General features: G+C 60.6%; 24 protein-coding genes and 1 riboswitch. Of the genes, 9 read left to right on the forward strand and 15 right to left on the reverse strand.

Features of this window, described 5'->3' with window-relative positions:
• Positions 1-41: 41 nt before the first annotated feature.
• Positions 42-974: an NADP-dependent oxidoreductase gene (locus ACL2XN_RS24580; protein ID WP_413729661.1), complete on the reverse strand. Its 933-nt coding sequence runs from the start codon at positions 972-974 to the stop codon at positions 42-44.
• A 107-nt stretch (positions 975-1,081) separates the two neighbouring features.
• On the opposite strand from ACL2XN_RS24580, the gene ACL2XN_RS24585 reads away from it, so the two are divergent.
• Positions 1,082-1,990, forward strand: coding sequence for a LysR family transcriptional regulator (locus tag ACL2XN_RS24585; protein WP_413729662.1), 909 nt, complete (start codon positions 1,082-1,084; stop codon positions 1,988-1,990).
• Here ACL2XN_RS24585 and ACL2XN_RS24590 read toward each other — a convergent pair.
• Positions 1,987-2,598: a glutathione S-transferase family protein gene (locus tag ACL2XN_RS24590; RefSeq protein ID WP_413729663.1), complete on the reverse strand. Its 612-nt coding sequence runs from the start codon at positions 2,596-2,598 to the stop codon at positions 1,987-1,989. The two genes, ACL2XN_RS24585 and ACL2XN_RS24590, sit on opposite strands and share 4 nt — an antisense overlap.
• Positions 2,599-3,086: 488 nt before the next feature.
• Between ACL2XN_RS24590 and ACL2XN_RS24595 the strand changes: the two genes are divergently transcribed.
• Positions 3,087-3,518 carry a helix-turn-helix domain-containing protein gene (locus tag ACL2XN_RS24595; protein WP_413729665.1) on the forward strand — a complete coding sequence of 144 codons (432 nt, stop codon included), beginning with the start codon at positions 3,087-3,089 and terminating at the stop codon, positions 3,516-3,518.
• A 46-nt stretch (positions 3,519-3,564) separates the two neighbouring features.
• On the opposite strand, the gene ACL2XN_RS24600 is transcribed toward ACL2XN_RS24595, so the two are convergent.
• Positions 3,565-4,503 carry an AraC family transcriptional regulator N-terminal domain-containing protein gene (locus tag ACL2XN_RS24600; RefSeq protein WP_410014040.1) on the reverse strand — a complete coding sequence of 313 codons (939 nt, stop codon included), beginning with the start codon at positions 4,501-4,503 and terminating at the stop codon, positions 3,565-3,567.
• Positions 4,504-4,659: 156 nt separating this feature from the next.
• Between ACL2XN_RS24600 and ACL2XN_RS24605 the strand changes: the two genes are divergently transcribed.
• Together ACL2XN_RS24605 and ampC are read left to right on the forward strand one after the other, a co-directional pair.
• The gene (locus ACL2XN_RS24605; protein ID WP_413728751.1) at positions 4,660-5,157 is read left to right on the forward strand and encodes a MarR family winged helix-turn-helix transcriptional regulator; all 498 of its coding nucleotides are present in this window, start codon (positions 4,660-4,662) and stop codon (positions 5,155-5,157) included.
• A gap of 285 nt (positions 5,158-5,442) precedes the next feature.
• Positions 5,443-6,618 (forward strand): class C beta-lactamase, encoded by a 1,176-nt coding sequence (ampC, locus tag ACL2XN_RS24610; protein ID WP_413729667.1) that lies wholly within the window; start codon positions 5,443-5,445, stop codon positions 6,616-6,618.
• Here ampC and ACL2XN_RS24615 read toward each other — a convergent pair.
• Positions 6,615-7,529: a LysR family transcriptional regulator gene (locus tag ACL2XN_RS24615; protein WP_410014042.1), complete on the reverse strand. Its 915-nt coding sequence runs from the start codon at positions 7,527-7,529 to the stop codon at positions 6,615-6,617. The genes ampC and ACL2XN_RS24615 overlap by 4 nt on opposite strands.
• 154 nt (positions 7,530-7,683) lie before the next feature.
• Between ACL2XN_RS24615 and ACL2XN_RS24620 the strand changes: the two genes are divergently transcribed.
• Positions 7,684-8,703 (forward strand): zinc-dependent alcohol dehydrogenase family protein, encoded by a 1,020-nt coding sequence (locus ACL2XN_RS24620; RefSeq protein WP_410014043.1) that lies wholly within the window; start codon positions 7,684-7,686, stop codon positions 8,701-8,703.
• A gap of 111 nt (positions 8,704-8,814) precedes the next feature.
• Here the strand turns inward: ACL2XN_RS24620 and ACL2XN_RS24625 are convergent, their stop codons facing one another.
• The gene (locus tag ACL2XN_RS24625; protein WP_410014044.1) at positions 8,815-9,210 is read right to left on the reverse strand and encodes a tautomerase family protein; all 396 of its coding nucleotides are present in this window, start codon (positions 9,208-9,210) and stop codon (positions 8,815-8,817) included.
• 115 nt (positions 9,211-9,325) lie between these two features.
• On the opposite strand from ACL2XN_RS24625, the gene ACL2XN_RS24630 reads away from it, so the two are divergent.
• Positions 9,326-9,934, forward strand: coding sequence for a TetR/AcrR family transcriptional regulator (locus ACL2XN_RS24630; RefSeq protein WP_410014045.1), 609 nt, complete (start codon positions 9,326-9,328; stop codon positions 9,932-9,934).
• A gap of 26 nt (positions 9,935-9,960) precedes the next feature.
• Here ACL2XN_RS24630 and ACL2XN_RS24635 read toward each other — a convergent pair whose 3' ends face one another.
• The 3 genes from ACL2XN_RS24635 to ACL2XN_RS24645 all read right to left on the reverse strand — a co-directional run bounded on the left by ACL2XN_RS24635 (position 9,961) and on the right by ACL2XN_RS24645 (position 12,576).
• A complete protein-coding gene (locus ACL2XN_RS24635; protein WP_410014046.1) occupies positions 9,961-10,854 on the reverse strand; it encodes an SDR family oxidoreductase in 894 nt (297 codons plus the stop codon).
• A gap of 119 nt (positions 10,855-10,973) precedes the next feature.
• Positions 10,974-11,927 carry a zinc-binding alcohol dehydrogenase family protein gene (locus ACL2XN_RS24640; RefSeq protein ID WP_410014047.1) on the reverse strand — a complete coding sequence of 318 codons (954 nt, stop codon included), beginning with the start codon at positions 11,925-11,927 and terminating at the stop codon, positions 10,974-10,976.
• Between the two features lie 202 nt (positions 11,928-12,129).
• On the reverse strand, positions 12,130-12,576 hold the full coding sequence (locus tag ACL2XN_RS24645; RefSeq protein WP_410014048.1) for an N-acetyltransferase family protein: 447 nt from the start codon (positions 12,574-12,576) through the stop codon (positions 12,130-12,132).
• Between the two features lie 424 nt (positions 12,577-13,000).
• On the opposite strand from ACL2XN_RS24645, the gene ACL2XN_RS24650 reads away from it, so the two are divergent.
• The 3 genes from ACL2XN_RS24650 (at position 13,001) to thiD (ending at position 16,112) form a co-directional block, all read left to right on the forward strand.
• Entirely contained in the window at positions 13,001-13,732 is a 732-nt protein-coding gene (locus tag ACL2XN_RS24650; protein WP_410014049.1) for a helix-turn-helix transcriptional regulator, read from the forward strand.
• A 645-nt stretch (positions 13,733-14,377) separates the two neighbouring features.
• Positions 14,378-14,478, forward strand: a riboswitch (TPP riboswitch).
• Between the two features lie 39 nt (positions 14,479-14,517).
• Entirely contained in the window at positions 14,518-15,312 is a 795-nt protein-coding gene (gene thiM, locus ACL2XN_RS24655; RefSeq protein ID WP_413729670.1) for a hydroxyethylthiazole kinase, read from the forward strand.
• Entirely contained in the window at positions 15,309-16,112 is an 804-nt protein-coding gene (gene thiD, locus ACL2XN_RS24660; protein WP_410014052.1) for a bifunctional hydroxymethylpyrimidine kinase/phosphomethylpyrimidine kinase, read from the forward strand. The genes thiM and thiD overlap by 4 nt, the downstream gene beginning before the upstream one ends.
• Here the strand turns inward: thiD and ACL2XN_RS24665 are convergent.
• From ACL2XN_RS24665 to mdtD, 7 genes are all read right to left on the reverse strand, one after another.
• Positions 16,059-16,973 (reverse strand): hypothetical protein, encoded by a 915-nt coding sequence (locus ACL2XN_RS24665; protein ID WP_410014053.1) that lies wholly within the window; start codon positions 16,971-16,973, stop codon positions 16,059-16,061. The genes thiD and ACL2XN_RS24665 overlap by 54 nt on opposite strands.
• 131 nt (positions 16,974-17,104) lie before the next feature.
• Positions 17,105-18,004: a lipid kinase YegS gene (gene yegS / locus ACL2XN_RS24670; protein ID WP_410016752.1), complete on the reverse strand. Its 900-nt coding sequence runs from the start codon at positions 18,002-18,004 to the stop codon at positions 17,105-17,107.
• A 252-nt stretch (positions 18,005-18,256) separates the two neighbouring features.
• On the reverse strand, positions 18,257-19,645 hold the full coding sequence (yegQ, locus tag ACL2XN_RS24675) for a tRNA 5-hydroxyuridine modification protein YegQ (protein ID WP_410014054.1): 1,389 nt from the start codon (positions 19,643-19,645) through the stop codon (positions 18,257-18,259).
• 155 nt (positions 19,646-19,800) lie between these two features.
• The gene (locus ACL2XN_RS24680) at positions 19,801-20,139 is read right to left on the reverse strand and encodes a YegP family protein (protein ID WP_410014055.1); all 339 of its coding nucleotides are present in this window, start codon (positions 20,137-20,139) and stop codon (positions 19,801-19,803) included.
• A gap of 85 nt (positions 20,140-20,224) precedes the next feature.
• Positions 20,225-20,935, reverse strand: a complete 711-nt coding sequence (gene baeR / locus ACL2XN_RS24685) for a two-component system response regulator BaeR (protein WP_410014056.1) — start codon at positions 20,933-20,935, stop codon at positions 20,225-20,227.
• Complete coding sequence (baeS, locus tag ACL2XN_RS24690) at positions 20,932-22,317, reverse strand: two-component system sensor histidine kinase BaeS (RefSeq protein WP_410014057.1); 1,386 nt, start codon at positions 22,315-22,317, stop codon at positions 20,932-20,934. The genes baeR and baeS overlap by 4 nt, the downstream gene beginning before the upstream one ends.
• Before the next feature lie 11 nt (positions 22,318-22,328).
• Positions 22,329-23,684 (reverse strand): multidrug transporter subunit MdtD, encoded by a 1,356-nt coding sequence (mdtD, locus tag ACL2XN_RS24695; protein WP_413731023.1) that lies wholly within the window; start codon positions 23,682-23,684, stop codon positions 22,329-22,331.
• Positions 23,685-23,758: the final 74 nt, after the last annotated feature.

Below are 23,758 nucleotides of genomic sequence, written 5' to 3' on the forward strand. Positions count from 1 at the left end.
GGTTTAGGTTGGTTGGTTTATTTCAACGTGGCGCAGTGGATTCACAGGGAGAAATCCACCACGGTCTTGCCCACCTGTGGCTGCGTCCGATTACGCTCGATAGCCGCGGGCAGTTCGCCGAAGGACACGACGGCGCCAATCCTGGACTGCAAGCGTCCACGCGCCACATCTTCGGCGATCGCTTGCAGCCGTGCGGCATCCGGCGTGTTCATGAACCAAAGGCCGCGGCGCCCTGCCGGGGTGCTCGCCAGTATGGCCGGCGATGCGGTGCTGACGATGACGCCATCTTCGGCGAGGACGGACCACGAGCGGTTCAGCACCTCGCCTCCGATGTAGTCGAGCACCAAGTCGATATCGCTTGCCGTGGCTTCGAACTGCTCTTTATCGTAGGCAATAACCTGGTTCGCGCCCAGGCCGCGGACATAGTCGGCGTGGCTGCCCAAGGCGGTGGCGTACACCACGGCGCCGGCTTGATGTGCGTATTGCACCGCGAAGCCGCCCAGACCGCCGGCCGCGCCCTGGATCAGGATGCGCTGCCCGGAACCGATGGGGCCGGCGAAGTTCAGGCTTTGCCACGCCGCCACCGACGCGACGGGCAACGCCGCCGCTTCGACGAAGCTCAGCGAGTCCGGCACCGGGCTGAGATTGGCTTCGCTCACCGCCACCAGGTCGGCGTAGGCGCCCAGCCCGCCGAGCGGTCCCATGACGCGATCGCCTTTGCGCAACCGGGTGACGCCCGGGCCTGCCGCTTCGACGACGCCGGCGAGTTCGATGCCCAGGACGGTCGGCAACTGCAGCGGGAAAGCGTCCCGGACATAGCCTTCCCGGACCTTCCAGTCCAGGCCATTGACGCCGGCGGCCTGGACGCGGACCAGCACCTGGCCTGCGCCTGCCGTCGGCGCCACCACTGACGAAATCCCGACGGCGGCGGTGCCGCCGTACTCGTTGAGCACCAGTGCACGAATGTGGTTCATAAGAAACTCCTTTAGGGTGTGGGTTGCGTATGACCCAACAATAAAGGGTTTCATATTCAAAACAAAGACTCTAAAATATAGACAACTTGTATTGAAAATGAGACATCATGAATTTAAACGCCCTAGAGGATTTTCAGCTGGTGGCGGCTCACGGCGGCTTCGGCAAAGCCAGCCGCGCCAGCGGCCGGTCTAAGGCAACCCTGTCGCGCCGTGTCGCCGATCTCGAAGAAGCGCTGGGCATTAGGCTTATCGAGCGGGGTACGCAGCGCCTGGAGTTGACCGAAGCCGGCCACCTGTTGCTGAGCAGAACGGAGGGGCCGATGCGCGAGGTTGTTGAAGCGGTGGCGGCGGCACGGGACGGCCTCGGGACGCCGCGGGGCCGTCTGCGCCTCGCGGCACCGCTCCTGTTTTCGCAGTTGGCGCTGGGGCGGCTTGCCGCTGAGTTCCTGGTGCTCTATCCCGACGTCCAGATCGACGCCGTGGCGGAGGATCGTCTCGTCAATCTCGTGGAAGAACATTTCGATGTCGCCATCCGCATCAATCCGGGCAAGGACAGCACATTGGTCGGCAGGTGCTTTGCCAGGGACAGGCTGGTCCTTGCCGCCGCGCCATCCGTTCAGATGCCGACGGGGCGACGCGACAAGCCTTTCCAGGTTCCGGCGGTCGTCATGCCTTCCTATCGCGACGGCGATATTTGGTCGGTCCGCAACGATCAGTTCACCGTCGAACCACAACCTGTTCTGCGTTTGTCTTCGCTCCTGATGGTGCGGGATGCCATTGCCGCCGGCGCCGGGGCGGCGATGCTGCCGCAGTCCATTATCGGGAGCCTGCTGGAAAAGGGCGAACTGGTGATGTGGGGGATTGCCGGCGACGAAGTCGAGCTATGGGTTCTGCACACGTCGCGCCGTTTGCAGAGCGCCAAAGTCCGGGCCTTCGTGGAGTTCATGTGCAACCAGTATCCCCATGGATCCTTTACCCTGCCCATGGGGGATAATGGTTTGCGCCAACCGCTCTAATAGTCTGCGCTCGGGCGTAACCGAAAGCGCCTGTACCAGGCATCCAACCGCGGATGATCTTCGCCGAAGGGAAGGCTGAACCTCTCGCGCGCCGTTTGAAAAATCGGGAAGACGGTGAAGTCGGCAATCGTCGGTTCATCGCCGGCGAGGAACGCGTTCCCGCCAATTTCTTTCTCCAGGATATCGAGAAGTTCCGATAAGTAGCGGGAGATGCGATCGGCCGTCTCCTGCGACGGGGCCGGCTCCTTTGCCGGGAAGGCGTTGGTCTGGTTCCAGAGCCACAACTGGCCCCGGGCGACCAGATCGCTGCCCAACCTTTCAAGCGAGCGCACGCGTGCCCGTGACAGGGGGTCGGAACCTATCATCGGCCTGTCCGGAAAGCGTTCCTCCAGGTATTCGACGATCGCCGCCGAATCAGTGATCGCAAGGCCGGTATCGGTTACCAGGGTCGGGGCCCTGCCCGACGGATTGATGCCCAGGTAGCGAACGGAGCGATGCTCGCCGTTCGCGTAATCGAGTTCGTAGCGTGGGATGTCGATCCCTTTCTCCGCGAGATAGATGATGACGCGCCGCGGGTTTGTGCCCATGCGAAATTGATACAGCAACATTGTTCCAACCTCTTGTTTGTAGCTTGATGTCAACGCCGACAGAATTGCGATCCTTTACGGCAACGTAACACGGCCTCCCAACGTATCGCGCGTTGTTGCCCGGGATTATCCGCGGTAACGGGATCATGTTTAACGTGCCGCTTAGCCGGTAGGGTTGTCCGCTGATTGGCACAACGGGGGCGGCAATGGATCCAGCATGACAGGGCCAGCCGCATCTCGTCGTCGCCAAAGGTGCCAAAGGGCCGGTTACGCTTCGGCGGCCTGCCGCCTGATTCATTGCGACGCGCCACTTGAGGCCAGGCAGCATAAGCGTTGCCTCAGCTCATCCACCAGAGGCGGTCGCGGCGCAAATCAAAGGGGAAATGGCCGCAAGTATTTCAGTGCCATCCGTTCGCCGCCCCGAGTTCTGGTGCGCGACAGTAAGTGGGTGGTAAGCCGGTAAGCCATAACATACCTTGCCGCCTTACCGTGCCTGTAAAGGGAACCGGGTGGAAAAGAACGATCTTAACCTGGGAGTCATTATGTACCATGAGAATATTTTGGATGATTTGTTGATATGGATTGAAAGCAATCTTGAGGCGCCGCTGAATGTGGGGATACTCTCCGCCAAGTCCGGCTACAGCAAATGGTATTTACAGCGATTGTTCAAAAAGCTCACCGGGTATTCCCTTGCCGCCTACACCCGCAAAAGAAGGTTGACCCGTGCGGCCGAGGAGTTGCGCCAGTCGGCAATCACCATCAAGGACATCGCCCATAAATACCAATTCGACGATCATTCGGCCCTGACCCGGGCGTTTAAAAAAAATTTCCATATCACGCCTTCGGCGTACCGGCGTTTACCCGTGCGCACGGATTATGGTTTACAGCCGGTCCTCACATTAAAAAACAGCCCGCGCCCAGGCCCCGGTTATCGCCTTTAAATTACCTATTGGCCCGCCAGTAACGGGAGGGCGGGCCCTGCGCGGTTCATCTCGCCCTGGCCGTCCGTAATGACGTGACGTCGCGAATGGGCGGCGCGCCGAACATGCGCCGGTACTCGCGGTTGAACTGCGTGACGCTTTCGTAGCCGACCCGGATCGCCGCGGTGCCGGCATCGATATTTTCTCCCAGGAGAATGCGCCGGGCTTCATGCAGCCGCAGATGCTTTTGATATTGCAAGGGACTCATCGCGGTCATGGCCCGGAAGTGATGGTGCAGCGTGGAGACGCCCATGGCGGCCAGTTCCGCCAGGTTCTCGACGCGCAGTGGTTGCGTATAGTTTTCCCGCAGCCAGGCGATCGCCTTGGCGGTTCGTTGACTTTGCGTACCGAGTAAGACGGTTTCCCGAAAACGCGTCCCCGCCGAACTGGTGAGGATGCGATAGATGATCTCCCGCTGGATAAGCGCACCCAGATGGGGAAGATCCCGAGGCTTGTCGAGCAGATCGACCAGACGCGTCACGGCATTGAAAAGCTCAGGGGTGGCGGGACCGGTTGCCATGGCCGTTCCCGCCACAGGCGCGTTCGATGCGTGCGTATCCACGTCGGCGATGATTTGCCGCGCCGCCTGAAGATCCAGCCTCATCAGCAACGAGACATAGGGGACCGCGGGGCTGGCCTCCAGCACCTCGGTCACGGTAGGAAGATTGACCGCGGTCAGCAGGAAGCGGGACTCGTCATAGAGGTAGGTGGTATTGCCGAGCTGAACGCGCTTCCTGCCGCGAATAATCATGGAAAGGCTCGGCTCATAGAGATAGGACGTCGGCGGTCTCGGCTCCCTGACCTGTGCAAAGCTCAGGCCGGGCAGAGTCGTGGCGCGTTCCTCGCCGTCCCCGACAAAGGCCGTGATCCGGCGTGCAAGCCCGGCACGGATGTGTTCGGTTTCATTGCGCAGGCGGCGATCCGCTTCGTCAGGTTCAAAAATCATGGCGGCCTTCCTGATGCGATGGTGTAGGACGTCAGTATACTCAATCGTGGTGGTTGATTGATTGATTAATTTCCGGCAAGGGAATGGCTCAGCCGCTGAATTCGCTATCGCGATCCGATCCTGTCTGTGTAATATGCACAGAATAGGCATCGGGCTATATCAACGGGAAAAAGAGTGCGGGATAAACAAATTTCTGAACAGCTCCGGGCGTTGCACGGGGCGCTGCTGGGGATCGTGAGCGTGATGAACCGTCCGCAGAACGATGAAGCCATGGTACGGGAGGCCGGCATTGCGCTCGATCGGGCCTTGTTTCCACTGCTCGTATTGATAGAGCGTCTCGGGCCCATCGGCGTGGTGGGCCTTGCCGATCGCGTCGGGCGCGACCACACCACGGTCAGCCGCCAGGTTGCCAAGCTTGAGAGCCTGGGTTTGGTGACGCGTCGGCCCGGGATGATCGATCGCCGCCTGCGGGAAGCGGAGGTAACGCCGAAGGGAAAATTAATGACCGATGCCGTGGATGCCGCGCGGGAGCGGAGGGGACGGGCGATTTTTTCGCATTGGGACCCGGCGGAATTTGACGAACTGGTGCGGCTGGCGTGCCGGTTTGCGCACGATCTTGAACGCTCTGCGTCCGACAATCAGGCCGATGCATAGCGCGCGGGTTATCTTCTAAGGCATCGGCATTACCGGGCAATAAAGGGTAGGCATCGTATTTTGCCGCTGAGCGGCGGTACCCGGCGGGGGTATTTTTGACATTAAGCAGCGGATTCGCGGCGGGCAAATACGACCTAATCATGGCCGGTTTATCAGATATTGAATCAGTGGAGATGATCATGTTATCCGTTGGCGAAGACAACATCGCATGCACCCACGCTGTTTTAACCGTCATACAGGTTAATGACTGCACCAGTGCCTATCATCCATCGTAATGAGCGTTTTATGTATAAAACAAAGCCATTTCCCTTTATCGCCCTGTCCCTGCTTGCCATCACCCTAAGCGCCCGGGCTGCCGACGCAGCGCCGGATGCCTATCGCGCCGACGTCGATCGCGCCATCCTGCCGATGATGAAAAAGCACCAGATTCCCGGCATGGCCGTGGCCCTTACGGTGGACGGCAGGCACTATTTCTATAACTACGGGCTGGCGCAACGGGCACCGGCAAAAAAAGTGACGTCCGATACCCTGTTTGAGCTCGGGTCGGTGAGTAAAACGTTTAACGTGGCGCTGGCCGCCTATGCCGCACAGCACAATAAATTGGCCTTATCCGACAAGGTCGGGCAATACCTGCCCGTCTTGCGGGATACCCCTTTCGGCAACCTGACGCTTATCAATTTGGCCACCCATACCAGCGGCGGGCTGCCGCTGCAGGTTCCCGATGCCGTAACCAGCGAGGCGCAGCTGATGGACTACCTGCGCGCCTGGCGTTCCGCGCAGGGCGCCGGGCAGGGGCGCTCTTATTCCAATATCAGTATCGGCGTCCTGGGACTTATTTCCGCCCGGGCGATGGGAGGAACCTATGTTAATCTGCTGCGGGACGTCATCCTGCCGGGGCTGGACATGCGCCATACCTGGATTACCGTGCCGGAACAGGAGATGAAAAACTATGCCTGGGGGTATGATAAGCAGAATAAGCCGGTACGCGTCACTCCCGGCCTGCTGGGCGAAGAGGCCTATGGCGTAAAATCCACCGCCGCCGATATGATCCGCTTTGTCGACGCCAATATGCTGGGCAATGGCGAGGGATCGCCTGTGCAGCAAGCCGTGACCGCAACCCATCGCGGCTATTTCTCAACCACGAAATACACCCAGGATATGATTTGGGAGCAATACCCCTGGCCGGTGGCGCTGCAGACGGTTATCGACGGGAATGCGGATGATATGACGTATGCTATCCAGCCGGTAACAATCCATACCCCTCCCACGCCGCCCAATCAGGCCGTTTTCCTGAATAAAACCGGCGCCACCAACGGCTTTGGCGCCTATGTGGCCTTTATCCCGGTGAAAAAAATGGGCATCGTGATGCTGGCCAACCGCAACTATCCGAATGTTGAGCGCGCCCAGGCGGCATGGCGGATCTTTAACGACATAGCCGGGCAGGACGCCCTGGCGCGCTAAACCCGCGCGCCAAGCGAGGGGATCGGCAGCTTGATAAAGTCGACGAACGCCCTGAGCGCCGCCGGCATATGGGGCTTGTTGGGATAATAGAGATAAAAGCCCGGAAAGGGTTTGCACCATTCTTCCAATACATGGATCAGCTCCCCGCGGTCAATATAGGGCGCAACAAAGCTTTCGGGCAGGAACGCGAGGCCGGCGCCTTGCAGCGCCGCCGCAAGGAGCAGATCCGTGTCGTTGGCGGTAATGGCGCTGTCGACGTCGACGGCCAGGGAGCCGTCCGGACCCTGGAAGCTCCAGCGGTACAGCGCGCCGGTCTCGTGCCAGCGGTAGGTGACGCACCGGTGATCGCGCAGCTCCCGTGGCGCCAGGGGCGCCGTTCGGCCAGCGAAATAGGCGGGTGACCCGACGACCGCCATCTTCAGGTCCGGCGTCAGCCTGACCGCCACCATATCCTGCTGCACCAGCTCCCCCGAACGGATCCCCGCGTCAAACCCCCTGGCCACGACATCGGTAAGGCTGTCATCAATCACCAGGTCAAGCCATACGTCAGGATAAAGCGCCTGGAACGCCGCCAGGACAGGCGTCACCACCAGGCGGGCGGCAATACGCGGCAGGTTCACGCGCACCACGCCGCGCGGCTGTAGCTGGCAGGCGCCGACGTCCCTGACGGCCCCCTCCATATCGGCGACCGCGGGGCGCAGGCGATTGGCCAGGTCGCTGCCGGCTTGGGTTGGCGCCACGCTGCGGGTAGTGCGGTTAAGCAACCTGGCGCCCAGGCGCTCCTCAAGCGAGCGGATGGTGTGGCTGAGGGCGGAGGGCGACAGGCCCAGCCGCCGGGCGGCGCGACGGAAGCTTCTTTCTTCCGCGACGGCCATAAAAGCCAGCAGCTCGGCGAATTCCGCGCCTTTCATACAGTTGCCTCACATTCAACAGATTGTGCCGATTATAGCGCATTATCATGCACTATCCAGGATGCGATACTGTGCGGACCCTAACCTCAAGGGCCTCTGCCGGGCGGATGATCGCGCGGGACGCCCTTTCCGCCAAGATGCAACGGAGTACGTGATGACAAAAACCATGAGACGTTGGGAGATGGACGCCATAGGCCGGGACCGGCTGGCGCTGCGTGAGGTGCCGATTCCGGCGCCGGGGCGGGGCGAAGTCCTGGTGAAGGTGGCCGCCGTCTCGCTCAATTATCGCGACAAGATGGTAACCGAAAGCGGCCGGGGTTTACCCATCGCGTTTCCCTTCACCCCCGGTTCCGATCTCGCGGGAACGGTGATCGCCGCGGGCGCGGATGCCGCCCGCTTCAGCACCGGCGAGCGCGTCATCTCGACCTTCACGCCCGGCTGGATCGACGGCGTCCGGCGCGGTGACGCCCGTACGCCGTCCTATCGTACCCTGGGCGGTTTTTATCCCGGCGTGCTGGCGGACTATGTGGCGTTCCCGGAAGACTGGTTCGTGCGGGCGCCGCATACGCTGGATGATGCGCAAGCCAGTACATTGCCCTGCGCCGGGCTTACCGCCTGGTTCGCGCTTGTCGAGCGCGGCCGCCTGCGCGCCGGCGAGACGGTGCTGATAGAGGGAACGGGCGGCGTTGCGCTGTTCGGCCTGCAGATCGCCAAGGCGCATGGGGCCGAAGCCATTGTCTCCGCCAGTGCCGACAAGCTGGGGCGCGCCATGGCGCTGGGCGCGGATCATGGCATCGATCGCCGGCACGCAGATTGGGTGGACGCGGTACTGCGCATCACCGGCGACCGCGGCGCCGATCATATTCTCGAGCTGGTCGGCGGACCGCACCTCGGCAAGGCCGTGCAGACGGCGGCTGTCGGCGGGCGCATCTATCAGATTGGCGCGCTGGAGGGGTTCGAGGTGTCGGCTCAGGCCATGCCGCTGATGCTTAAGGATGTCAGCATCCAGGGTATAGGCACCGGCCATCGCCGCGCGCTGGAGGATCTGGTCCGGGCCGTCGACCGGACGGGCCTGAAACCGGTGATCGATACCCGCTATCCGCTGGCTGATCTTGCCGCGGCGCTCGATCATCTCGACCGCGGCGCTTTCGGCAAGATCGTTATGGAAATGTAGCGCCCGGCCAACGGCGCCAGCTTGCGGAAAGCCTTCGCCGCAATATCCCCAGGCGTGCTGGCGCGTCTTTGCGCGGGCGCTGCGCAATAGCGCCGACAAATTGTCTGCCGCCTAGCGTTGGCCTGGCTCCCAATCCGGGCTGTAGCCGCCCAGCTGCGGGTGATACATCTCGTCGCCGTCATGCTGGGTAAACTCGACGTTGAGCCGATCCGCGCGCAGTCCCAGTATTTCGACACAGTGCGCGCAAAGCGCCTTGGCCACCGCCATGCGCTGGTCGGCCGACCGGCCTTTGCGGATGTCCAGCATCAGCACCGAAACCGGCTCCGGCGCGCTATCGGCCGCCGTAATACGCCAGACGCCGCCTGCGCCCAATTCCCGGATGGCGATGCTGATACGCCGGATATCGACGGACATCATCTCGGCATAGGTGGCGCTGAGTTTGGCGGCCAGGCGCTGCTTATCCGGCGTGGCATAATGGCCGTTTACATCAAGTTGCAGATAAGGCATGGGCTCTCTCCTTCACAGTGAAACACGCGGGCAGGGGCAAACAGTGTAGCGCCGGATAGCTGCCAGGGCTATAATAGATGATGCTGATAATGTATATGCCATAGTGGGAGTTGCCATGCCGCGGGTATCAAGAGCCGAAACCGAACGCAACCGCGTCGCCATTGTAGACGCCTCGTCACGTTTGTTCCGTGAACAGGGCCTGCGCGTCAGCGTCGCCGATCTGATGGGCGCGGTGGGCTTGACGCATGGCGGGTTCTACGGGCATTTTGCGTCGAAGGATGAACTGGCCGCCATTGCCTGCGCCAAGGCCTTCGGGGATTCGGTTGAGCGCTGGCATGCGCGCATGGACGGGACTGGGGACCCCGCCGCGGCGCACGCCGCGCTGATTGAGGCATATCTCGCGCCGCAGAACCTGACGGCGGTGGCAACGGGGTGTCCGCTGGCCGCCTTGGCCACCGACGTCGCCCGTGAGCCGCAAGACAAGCCCGTGCGCCTGGCGTTTCTCCAGGGGCTGGAAAAACTGATTGCCCTGCTTGCCGATGGGAGGGAAGAGGGCGATGCCGGCGCTGCGCGGGAAGCCGCACTGGCTGAGATGGCCACCCTGGTCGGGGCGCTGGTGCTGGCCCGGGCCACAAAAGGGCAGGCGCTCTCGGATGAGATTATGGCGAGCGCCAGGCGCCATCTGCTCGCCGGCGAAGCCCAAAACATACCGGCTTCTTCCTGATCACCGGCCGAAAACCGCCGTGCCGGTCAGGAAAAATAGCGTGGGTGGTCGAGATCGGCAATCAGTCCAGGCTGCTCCGGCCGCCAGCCCAGCTGTTCGCGGGTCTGCCGGCTCAGGGCCGGGCTGTTAAGCGCGGCGAAGTGCGCGAACCAACCGAAGTGTGCGGCGGCTTCACCGGCGGTCTTGGCGACGACCGGCAGGCCCAGGCGGCGGCCGATAACCTCGGCGATCGCGCGAAACGGCACCCCTTCTTCTGCGACGGCATGATAGCGGGCGCCCGCAGCGCCTTGTTCAAGCACCAGCCGGAACAAACGCGCCGCGTCGAGCCGGTGCACGGCGGGCCAAAGGTTAAGGCCCTCGTCCACATACGCTGAAACGCCCCGTTCGCGCGCGATGCCGATCAGCAGCGGCACAAAGCCATGATCGCCCTCACCATGGACCGAAGGCGGCAGGCGTACCAGCGAGACGCGCACGCCCTGCGCCGCCAGCGCGGCCACCGCATCATCCGAGGCGACCCTGGGTATCGCGTCGGGGCCGGCCGCCGGGACATCGTCCTCGGTGGCGCTACGGCCGAGCGACATCAGCCCGGTGGCGGAGGTGACCACCAGGGGGCGGCCGCTGCCGGAGACCGCGGCGCCGAGCGCCTCGATGGCGCGCCGGTCTATCGCGCAATTTTCCTTCATTTTGGTGAAGTCGTGGATAAAGGCGGTATGAATGACGCCGTCGGACAGGGACGCCCCGGCGCGCAGGCTGTCCAGATCTTCCAGGCTGCCGCGATGCGCCTGGGCGCCGGCGGCGATAAGCGACCCGGCGGAGGCCTCCGAACGGGCGAGACCGAGCACCTGATGGCCGGCGGCGATCAGTTCCCTGACAATGGCGGAGCCGATAAACCCCGTAGCGCCGGTAACAAAGACACGCATGATAGCTTCTCCAGAAAGGTATGGGCGAAGAGCTACTATCGGCTTACCGGCCGTAGGGGTAAAGTAGTGACGTTATACGGGTATATCGACTAACAGGTTCAATGACCCTGAACGGGCTTTCAGGGCCGCAATACGATGCGCGCGCCGTCGTTATCAGCGGCCCAGGCCCGCGCGACCTCCGCCAGCGGCATGGATTGCGCCGCGATGGTAAAACCGGCCCCCGGGGCCGCCGCCAGCACGCCCTGGATGGCCGCCAGCATGCGCGGAAACGGCACGCTGCCGATGCCGCTGCCCATCAACTGCAACGCGGACGACCGCAGCGCCGCCCCAGGCAGGGTGATATCGGCCCCGCTTAACGAGCCGATTTGCACAAAACGAATCGGCACGCCCTCCGGACCGGCCTTGGCGGCGGCTATAGCCAGCGTTTGCGCGCTAACCCCCCATAAATAATCCAGCACGATATCGACGCCCTGGCGAAATTCGTGCGTAAAGGCCTGCTCCTGGGCGTTCAAATCCTGGACCAGCGGAATCGTCACGTCGGCGCCAAGACGGCGGAGATCGCCGAACGATGCGGTCCGGCGTCCCGTCGCAATGATTTTCCCGGCGCCGAGATGCCGGGCAATCTGGATTGCCAGGCGGCCGGACGTGCCGGCGGCGCCGTTAATCAGCACCGTTTCACCCCCGCGCAGCCGGGCGCGTTCCACCAGGGCCGCCCATGACGACATGCCCGGTATGGCCATGGCGGCGGCGGAAACCTCGTCCAGGTCGTCCGGCAGGGCGATGCAATGGCCCGCGTCCACCAGGCATTGCTCGGCCATGGCGCCGTAAGGCTGCTCCGGCAACAGAAAATAGACGCGCCGGCCGTCTTGCGTGATGCCGGTGCCATCGATGCCGGGAATAAACGGCAGCGCGCTGTCGGCGCTGTAATGCGCGCCCGACGCGCGATTCCTGGTGATGTGGCTCAGCGACGACGCGCTGACGCGGATCAGGCTTTTGCCCGGCGCGGGCGCTGGTTCACTGAAGTCTCCGTAGACGGGGGGCTGGCCCGCCGTTGTTACGATCGCTGCTTTCATTCCGTTTCACCCCTGGGCGCGAATCCGGCCATCCCCGATGGCAACCGGGTTCAAATGGATAATATGTGTATTATGCACATACATGGCCGCCAGGAAAAGCCGCACAGAAGAATAAATCGTCACGGCAACAGACGCCCGCGCATCGTCCTGTAACCCCAAGACGGGGGCAGCGGCCACGAAAACGCGGCGCGGGCGCGCCTGGCTACTGCTGCCGGATCCTGCGGTGCATCAGATAATATTTGCCGTGCTCGGAAACACCGGATGAGATAATCGTCCAGCCGTGACGCAGATAGAATTGCTGCGCGCCCACATTCTCCTGCAGGCATTTAAGCGCCATGGTGCCGCGGCAGAGCGGATAGCACGCCGTCAGCAGCGCGGTGGCTACCCCGCGGCGCTGCCAGGCAGGATCGACAAACAAATTATGCAAAAAGCTGTCCGGCAGCCAAAGCGAGGCAAAACCGGCAATATGGCCCTGTATTTCGGCGACGATGATCTTTTCATCGAACGTGGCGCCGTCAAAATCCTCCAGCCGCCACTGCCGGTTATCAAGCCAGGTCCAGCCGGCCTTGCGTGCCGACAGATAGAGAGTACGCAGAAAAGGACGATCCGCTTCCCGGTAATCCCTGACAACCACATCCTCTTTTTTCATCTGAAACCTTAGTTAACTTATTGATTTGTTACCTTCTCAGTATCAAGTTTAACTTATAGATGGAATAAATAATATTGTGCTTATTATTTCCAGGCGGTATAGGATGCGGTGCCGGCGCGGTGCGGTCCGCCGGCAGGCGATCGCGATTATTATCCGGTCGCATCTAGCTGAAGCTTAAACTAGATTAATATAAACGCGGGATGCCGCTGAGGATAAACCGTCTTAAACACCGGTATGAGGGTAGCGCAAGCCCTGGGCGGCAGTCATTAGCGCCGCAATGATTGATAAAACTGTTAGAGGTTGCATCCATAGCCTGCCTCTTATATTATCCAAAATCCCACCGGTATTACATGTTGAAACTGCTCTTTATTACCCCTTATGGATAATAAATGATGAGTGTTAGTTAATATGGCAGGCATATTTTATGGAAAAACCCTTAGAGAATAATCAAGATTTCTTTATCCAAACGATGAAAATAGAAATCAAACTTTATCTTCAGCAGATATTCAAGAACGCCAACGCGTTCTGTTTTGCCTACTTTATGATGAATAAAAGCGATAACTTCCCAGCCTATATAATATCCGACTACCCCAGCGGCTGGCTGAATCAATACCGCAGTTACGGTTATCAAAAAATCGACCCGGTGATGCTCATCGCCTGCCGGAAATTCACCCCTTTTTTTTGGCCTGATAATCCGTCGATAATACAAGAGCATAGCTTTTTCAGGCTGTCAAAATATTACCGGCTTGACAGCGGCTACACTTTTACGTTGCATGATTGCGATAACAACCTGGCTACATTAAGCATCAGCAACCGCCAGGGAAAGGAGGACTTTTATCATTTTATTGAGCAAAACAAAGAAAGACTGCAGATGCTGCTGATTAGCACTCATGATAAGGTATTGAACTTTATGCAAAATACGTTGCCCAACGCCACGTCCCATGGCGAGAGATCACACGTCCAGGCGCTGTCTCCCCGGGAAAAAGAAGTATTATTCTGGGCCAGTGTCGGAAAAACCTATGGCGAGGTCGCGACCATCCTGGCAATACGCGAGGGAACGGTAAAATTTCATATCAGAAATATTATTGATAAGCTAGGCGTTACGAATGCAAAACATGCCATCAGCCGGGCCACGGAACTTAAATTATTTGGTTAACTATCCATTTATCATTTCGCGCAACGTGATCACAACCCTGTCCATCTGTGGGAGTTTTATTATGCTGTCGGCTTAAAATGGACAGCGTTGCCAATATATTTGCAATCATTTATATAGTGTTTAAGATGCAGGCGTTGCCGCGAGAAATTTGATGCTATCATTGCCCGGTGATTCTTCTGGCTGTTGAAGGTAGGCATGATTAGATTCTGTCTTTTTAATTTATTAGCTTTGTTTTCATTAACGGCATATTCCTCTGAGCATCTCCATAAAATAATTTTAATCGATCTCATGAATAATAAGCCAATGTTTTGTCATGCTGAGCCCCGTTGGCGCTTTTCCCCGCCGATAAAAGACGATCCCTGGCTGGCCGGGCGGTTAAGCGCGCTGGCCGAGGCGGGATTTGCCCGCCTGGAGGGGGCCGGGGACAGTGCGCAGTGGTGGTTGACGCCCACCGGTGCCACGGGTGCGCAATTCTGCGGGGACGTTTGTTACGGCCGGATGTTGGTCAGTCCCCAGCGGCCCTGCTCATAGCCTTATTATTAAGTCTGCTGATAATTGTGTTTATGAGATCGACGCCGGCGGAGGGACCAGGCTCCGCCGGCAAACTCACCATTGATCTTTTCTCCCGCCCGCCGGATAATCATGCCACTTGACTCGGGGTGTCCGCCGCTGTGCGCCGGACTGAGATTTTACCCGTATGACCTGATCTGGATAATGCCAGCGTAGGGAAGTCACGGCCTGTTGTCCCGCCGGGTCCGTCTTCCTCAGCGCCGGCTGGGAGCGCTATGATTACCGAACCTGCCGAACTGCCCGGCTTAGCCGCCGCGTCTTCCCTTACCCTGCTGCGCCAGCGCAAGCCATTAGTCCATTGTATGACCAATGACGTGGTACAGGCGTTTACCGCCAATGCGCTCCTGGCCGTCGGCGCCGCCCCGGCCATGGTGATCGAACCCCGTGAGGCGGTTCAGTTCGCCGCCATGGCCGATGCGCTGCTGGTGAATATCGGCACGCTGACCGCGCCGCGGGCCGAGGCGATGATGGCCGCCATTACGTCGGCCAATCAGGCCGGCACGCCATGGGTGCTGGATCCGGTGGCCGTGGGCGCATTAACCTTCCGTACTGAATTTGCCCGGGGCATATTGACGTTAAAACCCGCCGCCATTCGCGCCAATGCCTCGGAAATCTTGGCGCTGGCCGGGCAGCCGGCCCTGGGCCGCGGCGTGGACAGCGCCGACGACTCCCGCCACGCCCTGCCTTTTGCCCGCCAGCTGGCCGCGGACTATGGCACCCTGGTCGCGGTTACCGGCCGGGTGGATTTTATCACCGACGGCGATCGGGTCTGGTCCGTAACCGACGGCGACGCCATGATGACGCGCGTCACCGGTACCGGCTGCGCCTTATCGGCCGTGGCGGCGGCGTTTTGCGCCCTGCCGGGCGATCGGTTGCAGCATCTGGCCGCCGCCTGCAGGATCATGGCGCGGGCCGGGCGGTTAACCGCCCGGGACGCGGCGGGTCCGGGCAGCTTTGCCGTCGGCTTCCTCGACCGGCTGTACGGCCTGCAGGAGGAGGATATACAATGAAGCGCTGCCATAACCTGCTCAGTATCGCCGGCACCGATCCCAGCGGCGGCGCCGGTATCCAGGCTGATTTAAAAACCTTCTCGGCGCTTGGCGCCTATGGCGCCACGGTCATCACCGCGCTGGTGGCGCAAAATACCCGCGGCGTGCAGTCCATCTATCCTATCAGCGCTGAATTCGTCGCCGCCCAGCTGGATTCCGTGCTCGGTGACCTGCGTATCGACAGCGCTAAAATCGGCATGCTCGGGCAGGCGGACATCGTGCGGACGGTGGCGGCAAAACTGCGGCAATATCCCATACCCTATGTGGTGCTCGATACCGTGATGGTGGCGAAAAGCGGCGATTTCCTGCTGTCGCCGGATGCCGTGAGCGCCGTGCGGGATGTCTTATTGCCGCTGGCGTCCATCATCACCCCTAATTTGCCGGAAGCGGCGGCGCTGCTGGGCTGCCGCGCCGCCGCCAGCGAGGAGGAAATGCGCCGGCAGGGCCGGGAACTCCTGGCCTACGGCTGCCAGGCGGTGGTGATGAAGGGCGGCCACCTGCATGGCGACTCCAGTCCCGACTGGCTTATCACCGCCACGGACGAACGGCGTTTCGACGCCGTCAGGGTGAACACCCGGCATACCCATGGCACCGGTTGCACGCTCTCCGCCGCGCTGGCGGCCCTGCGTCCGCTGCATGACGACTGGGCGCAAACGCTCGCGGCGGCCAAAGCCTGGCTGCAGCAGGCGCTGCTGCATGCGGATGATCTACAGGTCGGGCAGGGGATCGGGCCGGTCCATCATTTCCACCAGTGGTGGTGACATTCCGGTGAGAATGCCCTGGGCAAAGTTAAGCAGCGAGCGGGCGTCGTGCAGATGCCGGGCGTCGAAGGCGTTGAGCAAATAACTGTTCTCGCCGCGGTGCGGGCGGATGCGCAATGACGGCAGGGGAGTGCCGCCCCGGTATTCCGGTACCGCCGTATAGATATACCCCGGCTGCATCTGGTTGTCTTCATCGCGCCATAATAATTGCAGCGCCGGATAAGGGCCGAGACAGCGGCCGATAAAGACATTCCCGGCCCAGAAACCTTCGTACTCGCCGTCTTTTTGCAGTCGTTTTTCGCTGAACACCGGCGCGTTGATCAAGCCTGATAGCGTGTCGGGCGTTAACGTCTGCAGCAGCTGATGCCACAGCGGATTGCCGTTTTCCAACTGCCAGCAGGCCATGCCGATATAGTCGTTAAGCGCCTGCCAGTCCTGCTCCAGCATGCGCTTGACCGGCTTATCGGTCATATTGCGAAACTGCATCAGCGGGCTGACCATATCGCCCAGCGTATTGTAGGTAATCAGCGTCATGGTGCGCGGATTGCGGCGCAGCGACAGCCAAAGGATTAATTTCGGGATGCGGAACTCAATGGATTGCACGCTGAGCCGGTACTGGTTCTCTTTGGTCAACACAAAACCGTTGGAGGTGCCGCGCTTTTCGCGGTAGTTATGGATAACCACCACGCTGTGGGGCCCCATCCAGCCGGTAATATAATGTTCTTTGTCACTCTGGGTGACTTTCATATCCTCGACCATGCCGCACAGGCTTTTTTCCGTCAGCGTCTCCAGGGGATGGGCTTCCCCGGCGCTGTAGTAAAGCGTTTGCGGCGCGGGCAGGGCGGGTGAAAATGCTTGCATGATAACTTCCTGAAACAGCTACATAGCCTATAGATTACCCTAAGTTGTTATACAAATTCTTGCGCGTGTCGTCCCGGACTGTCGAAAATGTGCGTAAGATCAAATCACTGGCGGCGACATGGCCGGTTCCCCTAGGCCAGCAGCGGACAAAGGGGCGGCAGACGGCATGCCAGCGCCGCCGGCAAGATGGTAATCAGGAATTTTTTTCCCTTCAGCGGCTCACCGTCGAGGTTGAAGGTGACCTCATGCGGCGCCTCGATTTCAAGCCAGGGCAGAGAAGCGGCGATGACATGGGGGTTTTGCTCATCGCTGGTCAGGCTGTTGAGGAGGATCGGCAGCAGTGCCTCCGAGGCGAAAACGCGCAGCTGCAGCAGGCCGTCGTTGATCAGCGCGTCCGGGCAAAGCGCCTGCCCGCCGCCGGCCTGGCGGCCGTTGCCGATACCGATAACCAGCGCCTCGCCCGCCCAGTTAAAGCCCGGGCCGCGGATTGCGCAGCTGTCGGCTTTCAGGGTATCCATGCGCAGCAGGCCATGGATAAAATAGGATGCGCCGCCCAGGGCGGATTTCAGCTTGGCCGGCGTCTCGGCGGTGATGCGGGTGCCGAAGCCGCCGGTGGCCATATTGATGAAATAACGATCGTGATTAACCTGGGCGATGTCGATATCCACCGCCTTGCCGTTAATGGCCAGCATCAGCGCTTTATCCAGCTCCTGGGGAATGGCGCAGCTGAGGGCAAAATCGTTGGCGGTGCCCAGCGGCAGGATACCCAGGCAAGGGCGGCGCGCCGCCGGCAGCAGCGCCAGGGCGCTGGCGATTTCGTTAATGGTGCCATCGCCGCCGCCGGCGATGACCGTGTCCACCCGCAGGCGAACGGCTTCCTCGACGTAGCGCTGCGCGTCTCCATGCTCCCAGGTAACGCGCACGTGCAGCGGAAAACCGGCTTCGCGTTGCTGCTCCACCGCCAGTCTGAGCTCTTCGTTACCCGCGCTTTTGCCGTTCACGATAAGCAGTGAGGCGGGAGTGGTTGCCATGGCTGATTGCATCAATGCCTTTCCTTGAAGTAGGGGTTTTCATACAGAAATGATAATGCGTCATGAAGGGGCTTTTCGCCAAATAAAAAGCCAGCTCAAGGGAGGATGAGCTGGCGAAAGAGGTGGTTCCTGGTGAGGCTGGGTCATTGTTTTGCATTTTGATTCAGCAAGCGCATTATACGCTTTGCCTCCGGTACGTATTGTGACCCAATTCTAATTTCCGGATGACCAATGCTGAATTTCTCTGAACGATCAGCCCGCGGTGGTGTCCGCCGCCGCGACGCTGCCGTGCGGATTACGCGTGGTGGTGCCCGGCAGGTTTCGCAACAATATGGCGAAGCGCACGTCGATAGCCTCCGGGATCGGCAGGTAGACCCTATGGCCGTTGCCCGGCGCCACGTCGGCGTCGGCGCCTTTGCCGGTGACGATGCGTTCCAGGGTAAAGCTGATATTGCCTTGTGGGGTCATCAGTTCCACGCTGTCGCCGCGGGAGAATTTGTTTTTCACGTCCACTTCGGCCAGCCCGTCGCGCCGGGCGCCGGTAAATTCGCCGACGAACTGCTGGCGGTCTGAAACAGAATAACCGTAATCGTAATTCTGCTGATCCTCATGGACATGGCGGCGCAGGAAGCCTTCGGTATAACCCCGGTGCGCCAGGCCCTCAAGCGTTTTGAGCAGGGAGACGTCAAACGGCTTGCCGGCTACGGCGTCGTCAATCGCCCGGCGATAGACCTGGGCGGTGCGCGCGCAATAATAAAAAGATTTGGTGCGGCCTTCTATTTTCAGGGAATGCACGCCCATCGCCGTCAGGCGTTCCACGTGCGCGACGGCGCGCAGATCCTTTGAATTCATGATATAGGTGCCGTGTTCATCCTCGAACGCGCTCATATATTCGCCGGGGCGCTGGGCCTCTTCCAGCATGAACACCTTGCCGGTCGGCGCGCCGATGCCGAGCGTCGGCTCAACCTGGGTAACGGCGATCGGCTCATGCTGATGAACGATATTGCCTACATCGTCTTCCTTGCCCTCCTGCACGTTATATTCCCAGCGACAGGCATTGGTGCAGGCGCCCTGGTTGGGGTCGCGCTTATTGAGGTATCCCGACAGCAGGCAGCGGCCGGAATAGGCCATGCACAGGGCGCCGTGGACAAACACTTCCAGCTCGATTTCCGGTACCTGCGCCCGGATTTCCGCAATCTCCTCCAGCGACAGTTCCCGGGAAAGGATCACCCGGGTCAGTCCGGCCTGCTGCCAGAATTTTACCGTTGCCCAGTTTACCGCGTTGGCCTGGACCGACAGATGGATGGGCATGGCCGGAAACGCCTGGCGCACCAGCATAATCAGGCCGGGATCGGACATGATCAGCGCGTCGGGACCCATCTCGACCACCGGCGTGAGATCGCGGATAAAGGTTTTCAGCTTGGCGTTGTGCGGGGCGATATTCACCACCACATAGAATTTCTTACCCAGGCTATGGGCTTCCTGAATGCCCGCGGACAGGTTTTCGTGATTGAATTCGTTATTGCGTACCCGCAGGCTATAGCGCGGCTGGCCGGCATAGACCGCGTCGGCGCCGTAGGCAAAAGCGTAACGCATATTTTTTAACGAACCGGCGGGTGAGAGTAATTCCGGAGTAAACATGATAAATCTCGTCTGATGTCAAGTCAGGCTGCCCCTGCGGGGGCAGTGCAGCACGGGATTTTAGCCCCTGGCGGGGAAAAGATCAGCAAAAACCGCTAACAGGCAGGGTTAATTCATCGCAACGGGGACACCGGATGCGCCCCCGGCGGAACGGATCAGGCCGTCAAATCCATGATCTCTTTCGTGGCGGCGCATTCCATCGCGGCTTTGATGCCTCGTCGGGCGGCGGTTTCGGAATTGTAAGGACCGCTTTGGCCGAGGATTTGATAATTGCCGCCCCGCAGAATAAAATACGCATGCCGGTCCCGGCTGCTTTTCAGCTCGTAGTTATTCTCGTCGGGGGCATTGTAACGGGCGAAACGAATGGCATTTTCCGCTGACGCCTTGCTGCAAAAGGTGGCGCTGGATAAAATGATTTCGTCGTTATTACCCTTTAATTTAAATATGAAATGCCCGTTCTTCACTTTTTCCAGCTCATAATGTACGGTTGCCATGTCGGCTCCTCCTCAACGTTGCACGGCGCCTTCGCGCTAAATGAAGTATAGGAGACGATCGCGGCTGTCACCGTGGCTGAATCGGTTAAATTAAATCTCCGGGCTCCGCTTCCCAGCGATAGCCCATGCCGTAGACGGCGCGGATAAACACCACATCGTCGGCCAGTGCTTCCAGCTTGCGGCGTAAATTCTTGATATGGCTGTCTATGGTGCGGTCGGTCACCACGCGGTAATCGTCATACAGCTGGTTGAGCAGGGCTTCGCGCGAGAAGACCTGGCCGGGCGCGCCGGCCAGTATTTTCAGCAGGCGGAATTCAGCCGGGGTTAAATCCAGCGCCAGATCGCGGTAGCTGGCCTTGAACCTGTTCTCGTCGATTTTTAACGGACTGGGCTGCGGCGCGCAGGCCTGCGGACGATAGCAGCGGCGCATGATGGCCTTGACCCGGGCCACCACTTCCCGCGGGCTGTAAGGTTTGCAGATATAATCATCCGCGCCGATTTCAAGGCCCAGCAGGCGGTCGATCTCATCGGTCTTGGCGGTCATCATGATAATCGGCACATCGGAAAAGCGCCGGATATCGCGGCACACCGACAAGCCGTCGCGGCCCGGCAGCATCAAATCCAGCAGCACCAGCGCGGCCGGCGTCTTCAGCAGATAGTCGGCCACTTCGTCGCCCCGCGTCAGCCAATGGGTGCGATAATCCGCCGCCTGGAGGTAATCCACCAGTAATTGCCCAAGCTTGGGCTCATCCTCGACGATAAGGATGGTTAGCGGCGCGCTGTCGAGTTCGCTCATAGAGTCCTGGGTGCCCGTTGATCGAGGGGTAATTGTACCGTGATTTGCAGGCCGCCAGAAGCCGAATGCGCGGCCGATATGCGTCCCCCGTGCGCCTCGACGATATTCTGGCAAATAGGCAGCCCGAGCCCCGAGCCGCCGCTGGCGCGATTGCGTGAGCCCTCGGTACGGTAGAACCGTTCAAAAATCTGCGTAAGCTGGTCATCCTCGACCCCGGGCGTGCTGTCCCGCCAGCGCAGCGTCAGGCTGTCTTCCCGTATCCATCCCTCGACGGCCACGCTGCCCGGGGCGTCGGTATAACGCAAACTGTTTTCCAGCAGGTTGAGGAACAGCTGCGTCAGGCGATCCGCATCGCCGAATATCCATGCCTTGTCGGGCAGCGCCAGGGTCAGGTCCAGCCCTTTGAGCACAAAACGTTCCCGAAACGAGGCCGCGGCGATAGCCAGGATATGGATGGTGTCCACCCGGTCCTTGCGATAGGCCAGCGCGCCTGAGTCGGAGAGGGAAAGCTGATGTAAATCATCCACGAGCTTGGTCAGGATGGCGACCTCTGCCTGCAGGGACGCGAGGGATTCGCCGGTGGGCTGGCGCACCCCGTCCTGCAGCGCTTCCAGCTCGCCGCGCAGTATCGACAGCGGCGTGCGCAGCTCGTGGGAAATATCGGCCATGAACGCGCGGCGCATGGCGTCGTTTTTTTCCAGCGACATGGCCAGTTGGTTAAAGTCATTGGCCAGCCGCCCCAGCTCATCCTGGGTGCCGGTCTCCACCCGGGTTGAAAAGTTGCCGGCGGCCAGCTGATGGGTCCCGCTCACCAGCCGTTTGACCGGCGCCAGCAGGCCGCGCGCGGTCAGCCAGGTAACCGCCGCCGCCAGCAGTCCCGCCAGCGCGACAATCAGCCAGCTGGTGCGCCGCTGCTGGGCGTCGAAATTGATATCCGCATCGCGTGTCAGGCGCTCGACCGGCGTCGACATCACCCAGCCGACCAGGGTGCCGTTCACGTTGATCGCACGGCGCGGGCCTTCATCCGGCAGGGGGCCGCCCGGCCCGACCAGCTTTTGCCGCTGCGCGTCCACCACCCAGATCTGGGTGCGCAGGCCGTGGGGCGGCAGGTTCTTGCCCTCGTCCAGGTTTTGTTCAAAGGAACGCAGCAGCTGATAGACAAAACGATCGTTATTGCGCAGGAAACGCCAGTCGCCGTGCAGCTGGTACTGTTCGGCCAGCGCGGTGCTTAACAGCTCGATGCGCTGGTTATTGCTACGTTTAATATAATCGATAAAACCGCGCTCAAAGCTGACGCGCACGCCCCAGTGCATGGTAATCACCACCAGCATGCAGGTGGCGAAAATGGCGAGGAACAGCTTTGCGGTAATGCCGAATTTCATCTTCTTACGCCTTATTGGCCCTTCGGGTCGCTTTGGGATAATAGCCCATTGGGCGAGGTGTCCGGCGGTACGCGCATAAATACCAGCGCCGGCAGGGCAATCACCACCGCCATGCATAAATAGGTGGCGATAAACACGCCGTGGATATCCCCTGTCGCCAGCGGCGCCTGGCCGCCGGCAAACAAGCCCAGCAGGATGCCCACCGTGGTCACGCCCAGGCTCATGGACAGCTGCATCACCATCGATAACAGGCTGTTGCCGCCGCTGGCCAGAGGATCGGGCAGATCCTTGAGCGTCAGGGTGTTCATCGAGGTGAAACGCATGGCGTTAACCACGCCCTGGAAAAACAGTACCACCGGAATGGCGTAAGTCCAGCCCGCCAGCGCCACCAGCGGAAACACCAGGCTCACCGCCGCCAGCCCGAGCGTGGCGCCGGTCAGGACGTTCCGATAACCGGCGCGGTTGACCAACTGCACGATAATGCGTTTGGTGCCCATGCTGCCTATCACCATCGGGATCATCATCAGCCCGGCGTGGAAAGGGGTGTAGCCCATGCCGAGCTGTAAAAACAGCGGCGTCATAAATGGCAGCATGCCGCTGCCGATGCGGCCCAGCAGGCTGCCGAGCAGGCCGATGGCGAAGGTGGGCGTTTCAAACAGCCGCAGGTTGAACAACGCGTTTTCATTGCGCCTGGCGTGCAGCCAGTAGCCAAACAGCGCCAGCAGGCCGGTCAGCATCAGGCCGACGATATACGCCGCGGGGATATTCAGCCCTTTATGGCCTTCCAGCCCCAGGGTCATGGTGGCCATGCCCACCGCCAGCAGGAAAAATCCGCCGATATCAAAGCCGCGGGTTTCCATTTTGTAGTTCGGCATCAGCAGCCAGGTGATCAGGGCGCCGACAATCCCCACCGGCAGGTTAATCAGGAAGATCCAGTGCCAGCTGGCGTATTGCACCAGGAAGCCGCCCAGGGCGGGACCGATCAGCGGCCCGATCTGCCCCGGCATGGTGACAAACGCCATCGCCGCCATATACTGCGAACGCGGCACGATTTTCATCACCGTCAGGCGGCCCACCGGCACCATCATCGCGCCGCCGATGCCCTGCACCACCCGTGACAGCACCAGTTCCTGCAGCGACCCGGCCCGCGCGCACAGCAGGGAACCCAGGGTAAACAGCACGATGGCGCTGAAAAAAACCTTTTTCACCCCGAACCGGTCCGCCAGCCAGCCGCTGGCCGGCAGCATCACCGCCACCGTCAGCACATAGGAGACGATAACCGAATGCATATGCAGCGGGTTTTCCTTCAGGCTATGGGCCATCGAGGGCAAGGCGGTATTGACGATGGTGGTGTCCAGCGTTTGCATAAAAAAGCCAAAGGCCACCGTCCACAGCTGCCAGTGCACAGAAGCGGAGGGCCGGGGGTCGGCGGGGGCGGTGT

The sequence above is a fragment of the Sodalis sp. RH22 genome (genome assembly GCF_047324165.1).
Lineage (GTDB): Bacteria > Pseudomonadota > Gammaproteobacteria > Enterobacterales > Enterobacteriaceae > Acerihabitans.

Bases quoted from the DNA above. Each gene is read 5' to 3' on its own strand.
- ACL2XN_RS24630 (WP_410014045.1), top strand. From the start codon at position 9,326: ATGCCGCGGGTATCAAGAGCCGAAACCGAACGCAACCGCGTCGCCATT.
- ACL2XN_RS24665 (WP_410014053.1), bottom strand. From the start codon at position 16,973: ATGCAAGCATTTTCACCCGCCCTGCCCGCGCCGCAAACGCTTTACTAC.
- ACL2XN_RS24635 (WP_410014046.1), bottom strand. From the start codon at position 10,854: ATGCGTGTCTTTGTTACCGGCGCTACGGGGTTTATCGGCTCCGCCATT.
- ACL2XN_RS24620 (WP_410014043.1), top strand. From the start codon at position 7,684: ATGACAAAAACCATGAGACGTTGGGAGATGGACGCCATAGGCCGGGAC.
- thiM (WP_413729670.1), top strand. From the start codon at position 14,518: ATGATTACCGAACCTGCCGAACTGCCCGGCTTAGCCGCCGCGTCTTCC.
- ampC (WP_413729667.1), top strand. From the start codon at position 5,443: ATGTATAAAACAAAGCCATTTCCCTTTATCGCCCTGTCCCTGCTTGCC.
- ACL2XN_RS24615 (WP_410014042.1), bottom strand. From the start codon at position 7,529: ATGAAAGGCGCGGAATTCGCCGAGCTGCTGGCTTTTATGGCCGTCGCG.
- baeR (WP_410014056.1), bottom strand. From the start codon at position 20,935: ATGAGCGAACTCGACAGCGCGCCGCTAACCATCCTTATCGTCGAGGAT.
- ACL2XN_RS24680 (WP_410014055.1), bottom strand. From the start codon at position 20,139: ATGGCAACCGTACATTATGAGCTGGAAAAAGTGAAGAACGGGCATTTC.
- yegS (WP_410016752.1), bottom strand. From the start codon at position 18,004: ATGGCAACCACTCCCGCCTCACTGCTTATCGTGAACGGCAAAAGCGCG.
- ACL2XN_RS24640 (WP_410014047.1), bottom strand. From the start codon at position 11,927: ATGAAAGCAGCGATCGTAACAACGGCGGGCCAGCCCCCCGTCTACGGA.
- ACL2XN_RS24580 (WP_413729661.1), bottom strand. From the start codon at position 974: ATGAACCACATTCGTGCACTGGTGCTCAACGAGTACGGCGGCACCGCC.
- ACL2XN_RS24590 (WP_413729663.1), bottom strand. From the start codon at position 2,598: ATGTTGCTGTATCAATTTCGCATGGGCACAAACCCGCGGCGCGTCATC.
- ACL2XN_RS24645 (WP_410014048.1), bottom strand. From the start codon at position 12,576: ATGAAAAAAGAGGATGTGGTTGTCAGGGATTACCGGGAAGCGGATCGT.
- ACL2XN_RS24600 (WP_410014040.1), bottom strand. From the start codon at position 4,503: ATGATTTTTGAACCTGACGAAGCGGATCGCCGCCTGCGCAATGAAACC.
- yegQ (WP_410014054.1), bottom strand. From the start codon at position 19,645: ATGTTTACTCCGGAATTACTCTCACCCGCCGGTTCGTTAAAAAATATG.
- ACL2XN_RS24585 (WP_413729662.1), top strand. From the start codon at position 1,082: ATGAATTTAAACGCCCTAGAGGATTTTCAGCTGGTGGCGGCTCACGGC.
- ACL2XN_RS24625 (WP_410014044.1), bottom strand. From the start codon at position 9,210: ATGCCTTATCTGCAACTTGATGTAAACGGCCATTATGCCACGCCGGAT.
- thiD (WP_410014052.1), top strand. From the start codon at position 15,309: ATGAAGCGCTGCCATAACCTGCTCAGTATCGCCGGCACCGATCCCAGC.
- ACL2XN_RS24650 (WP_410014049.1), top strand. From the start codon at position 13,001: ATGGAAAAACCCTTAGAGAATAATCAAGATTTCTTTATCCAAACGATG.
- mdtD (WP_413731023.1), bottom strand. From the start codon at position 23,684: ATGCAAACGCTGGACACCACCATCGTCAATACCGCCTTGCCCTCGATG.
- baeS (WP_410014057.1), bottom strand. From the start codon at position 22,317: ATGAAATTCGGCATTACCGCAAAGCTGTTCCTCGCCATTTTCGCCACC.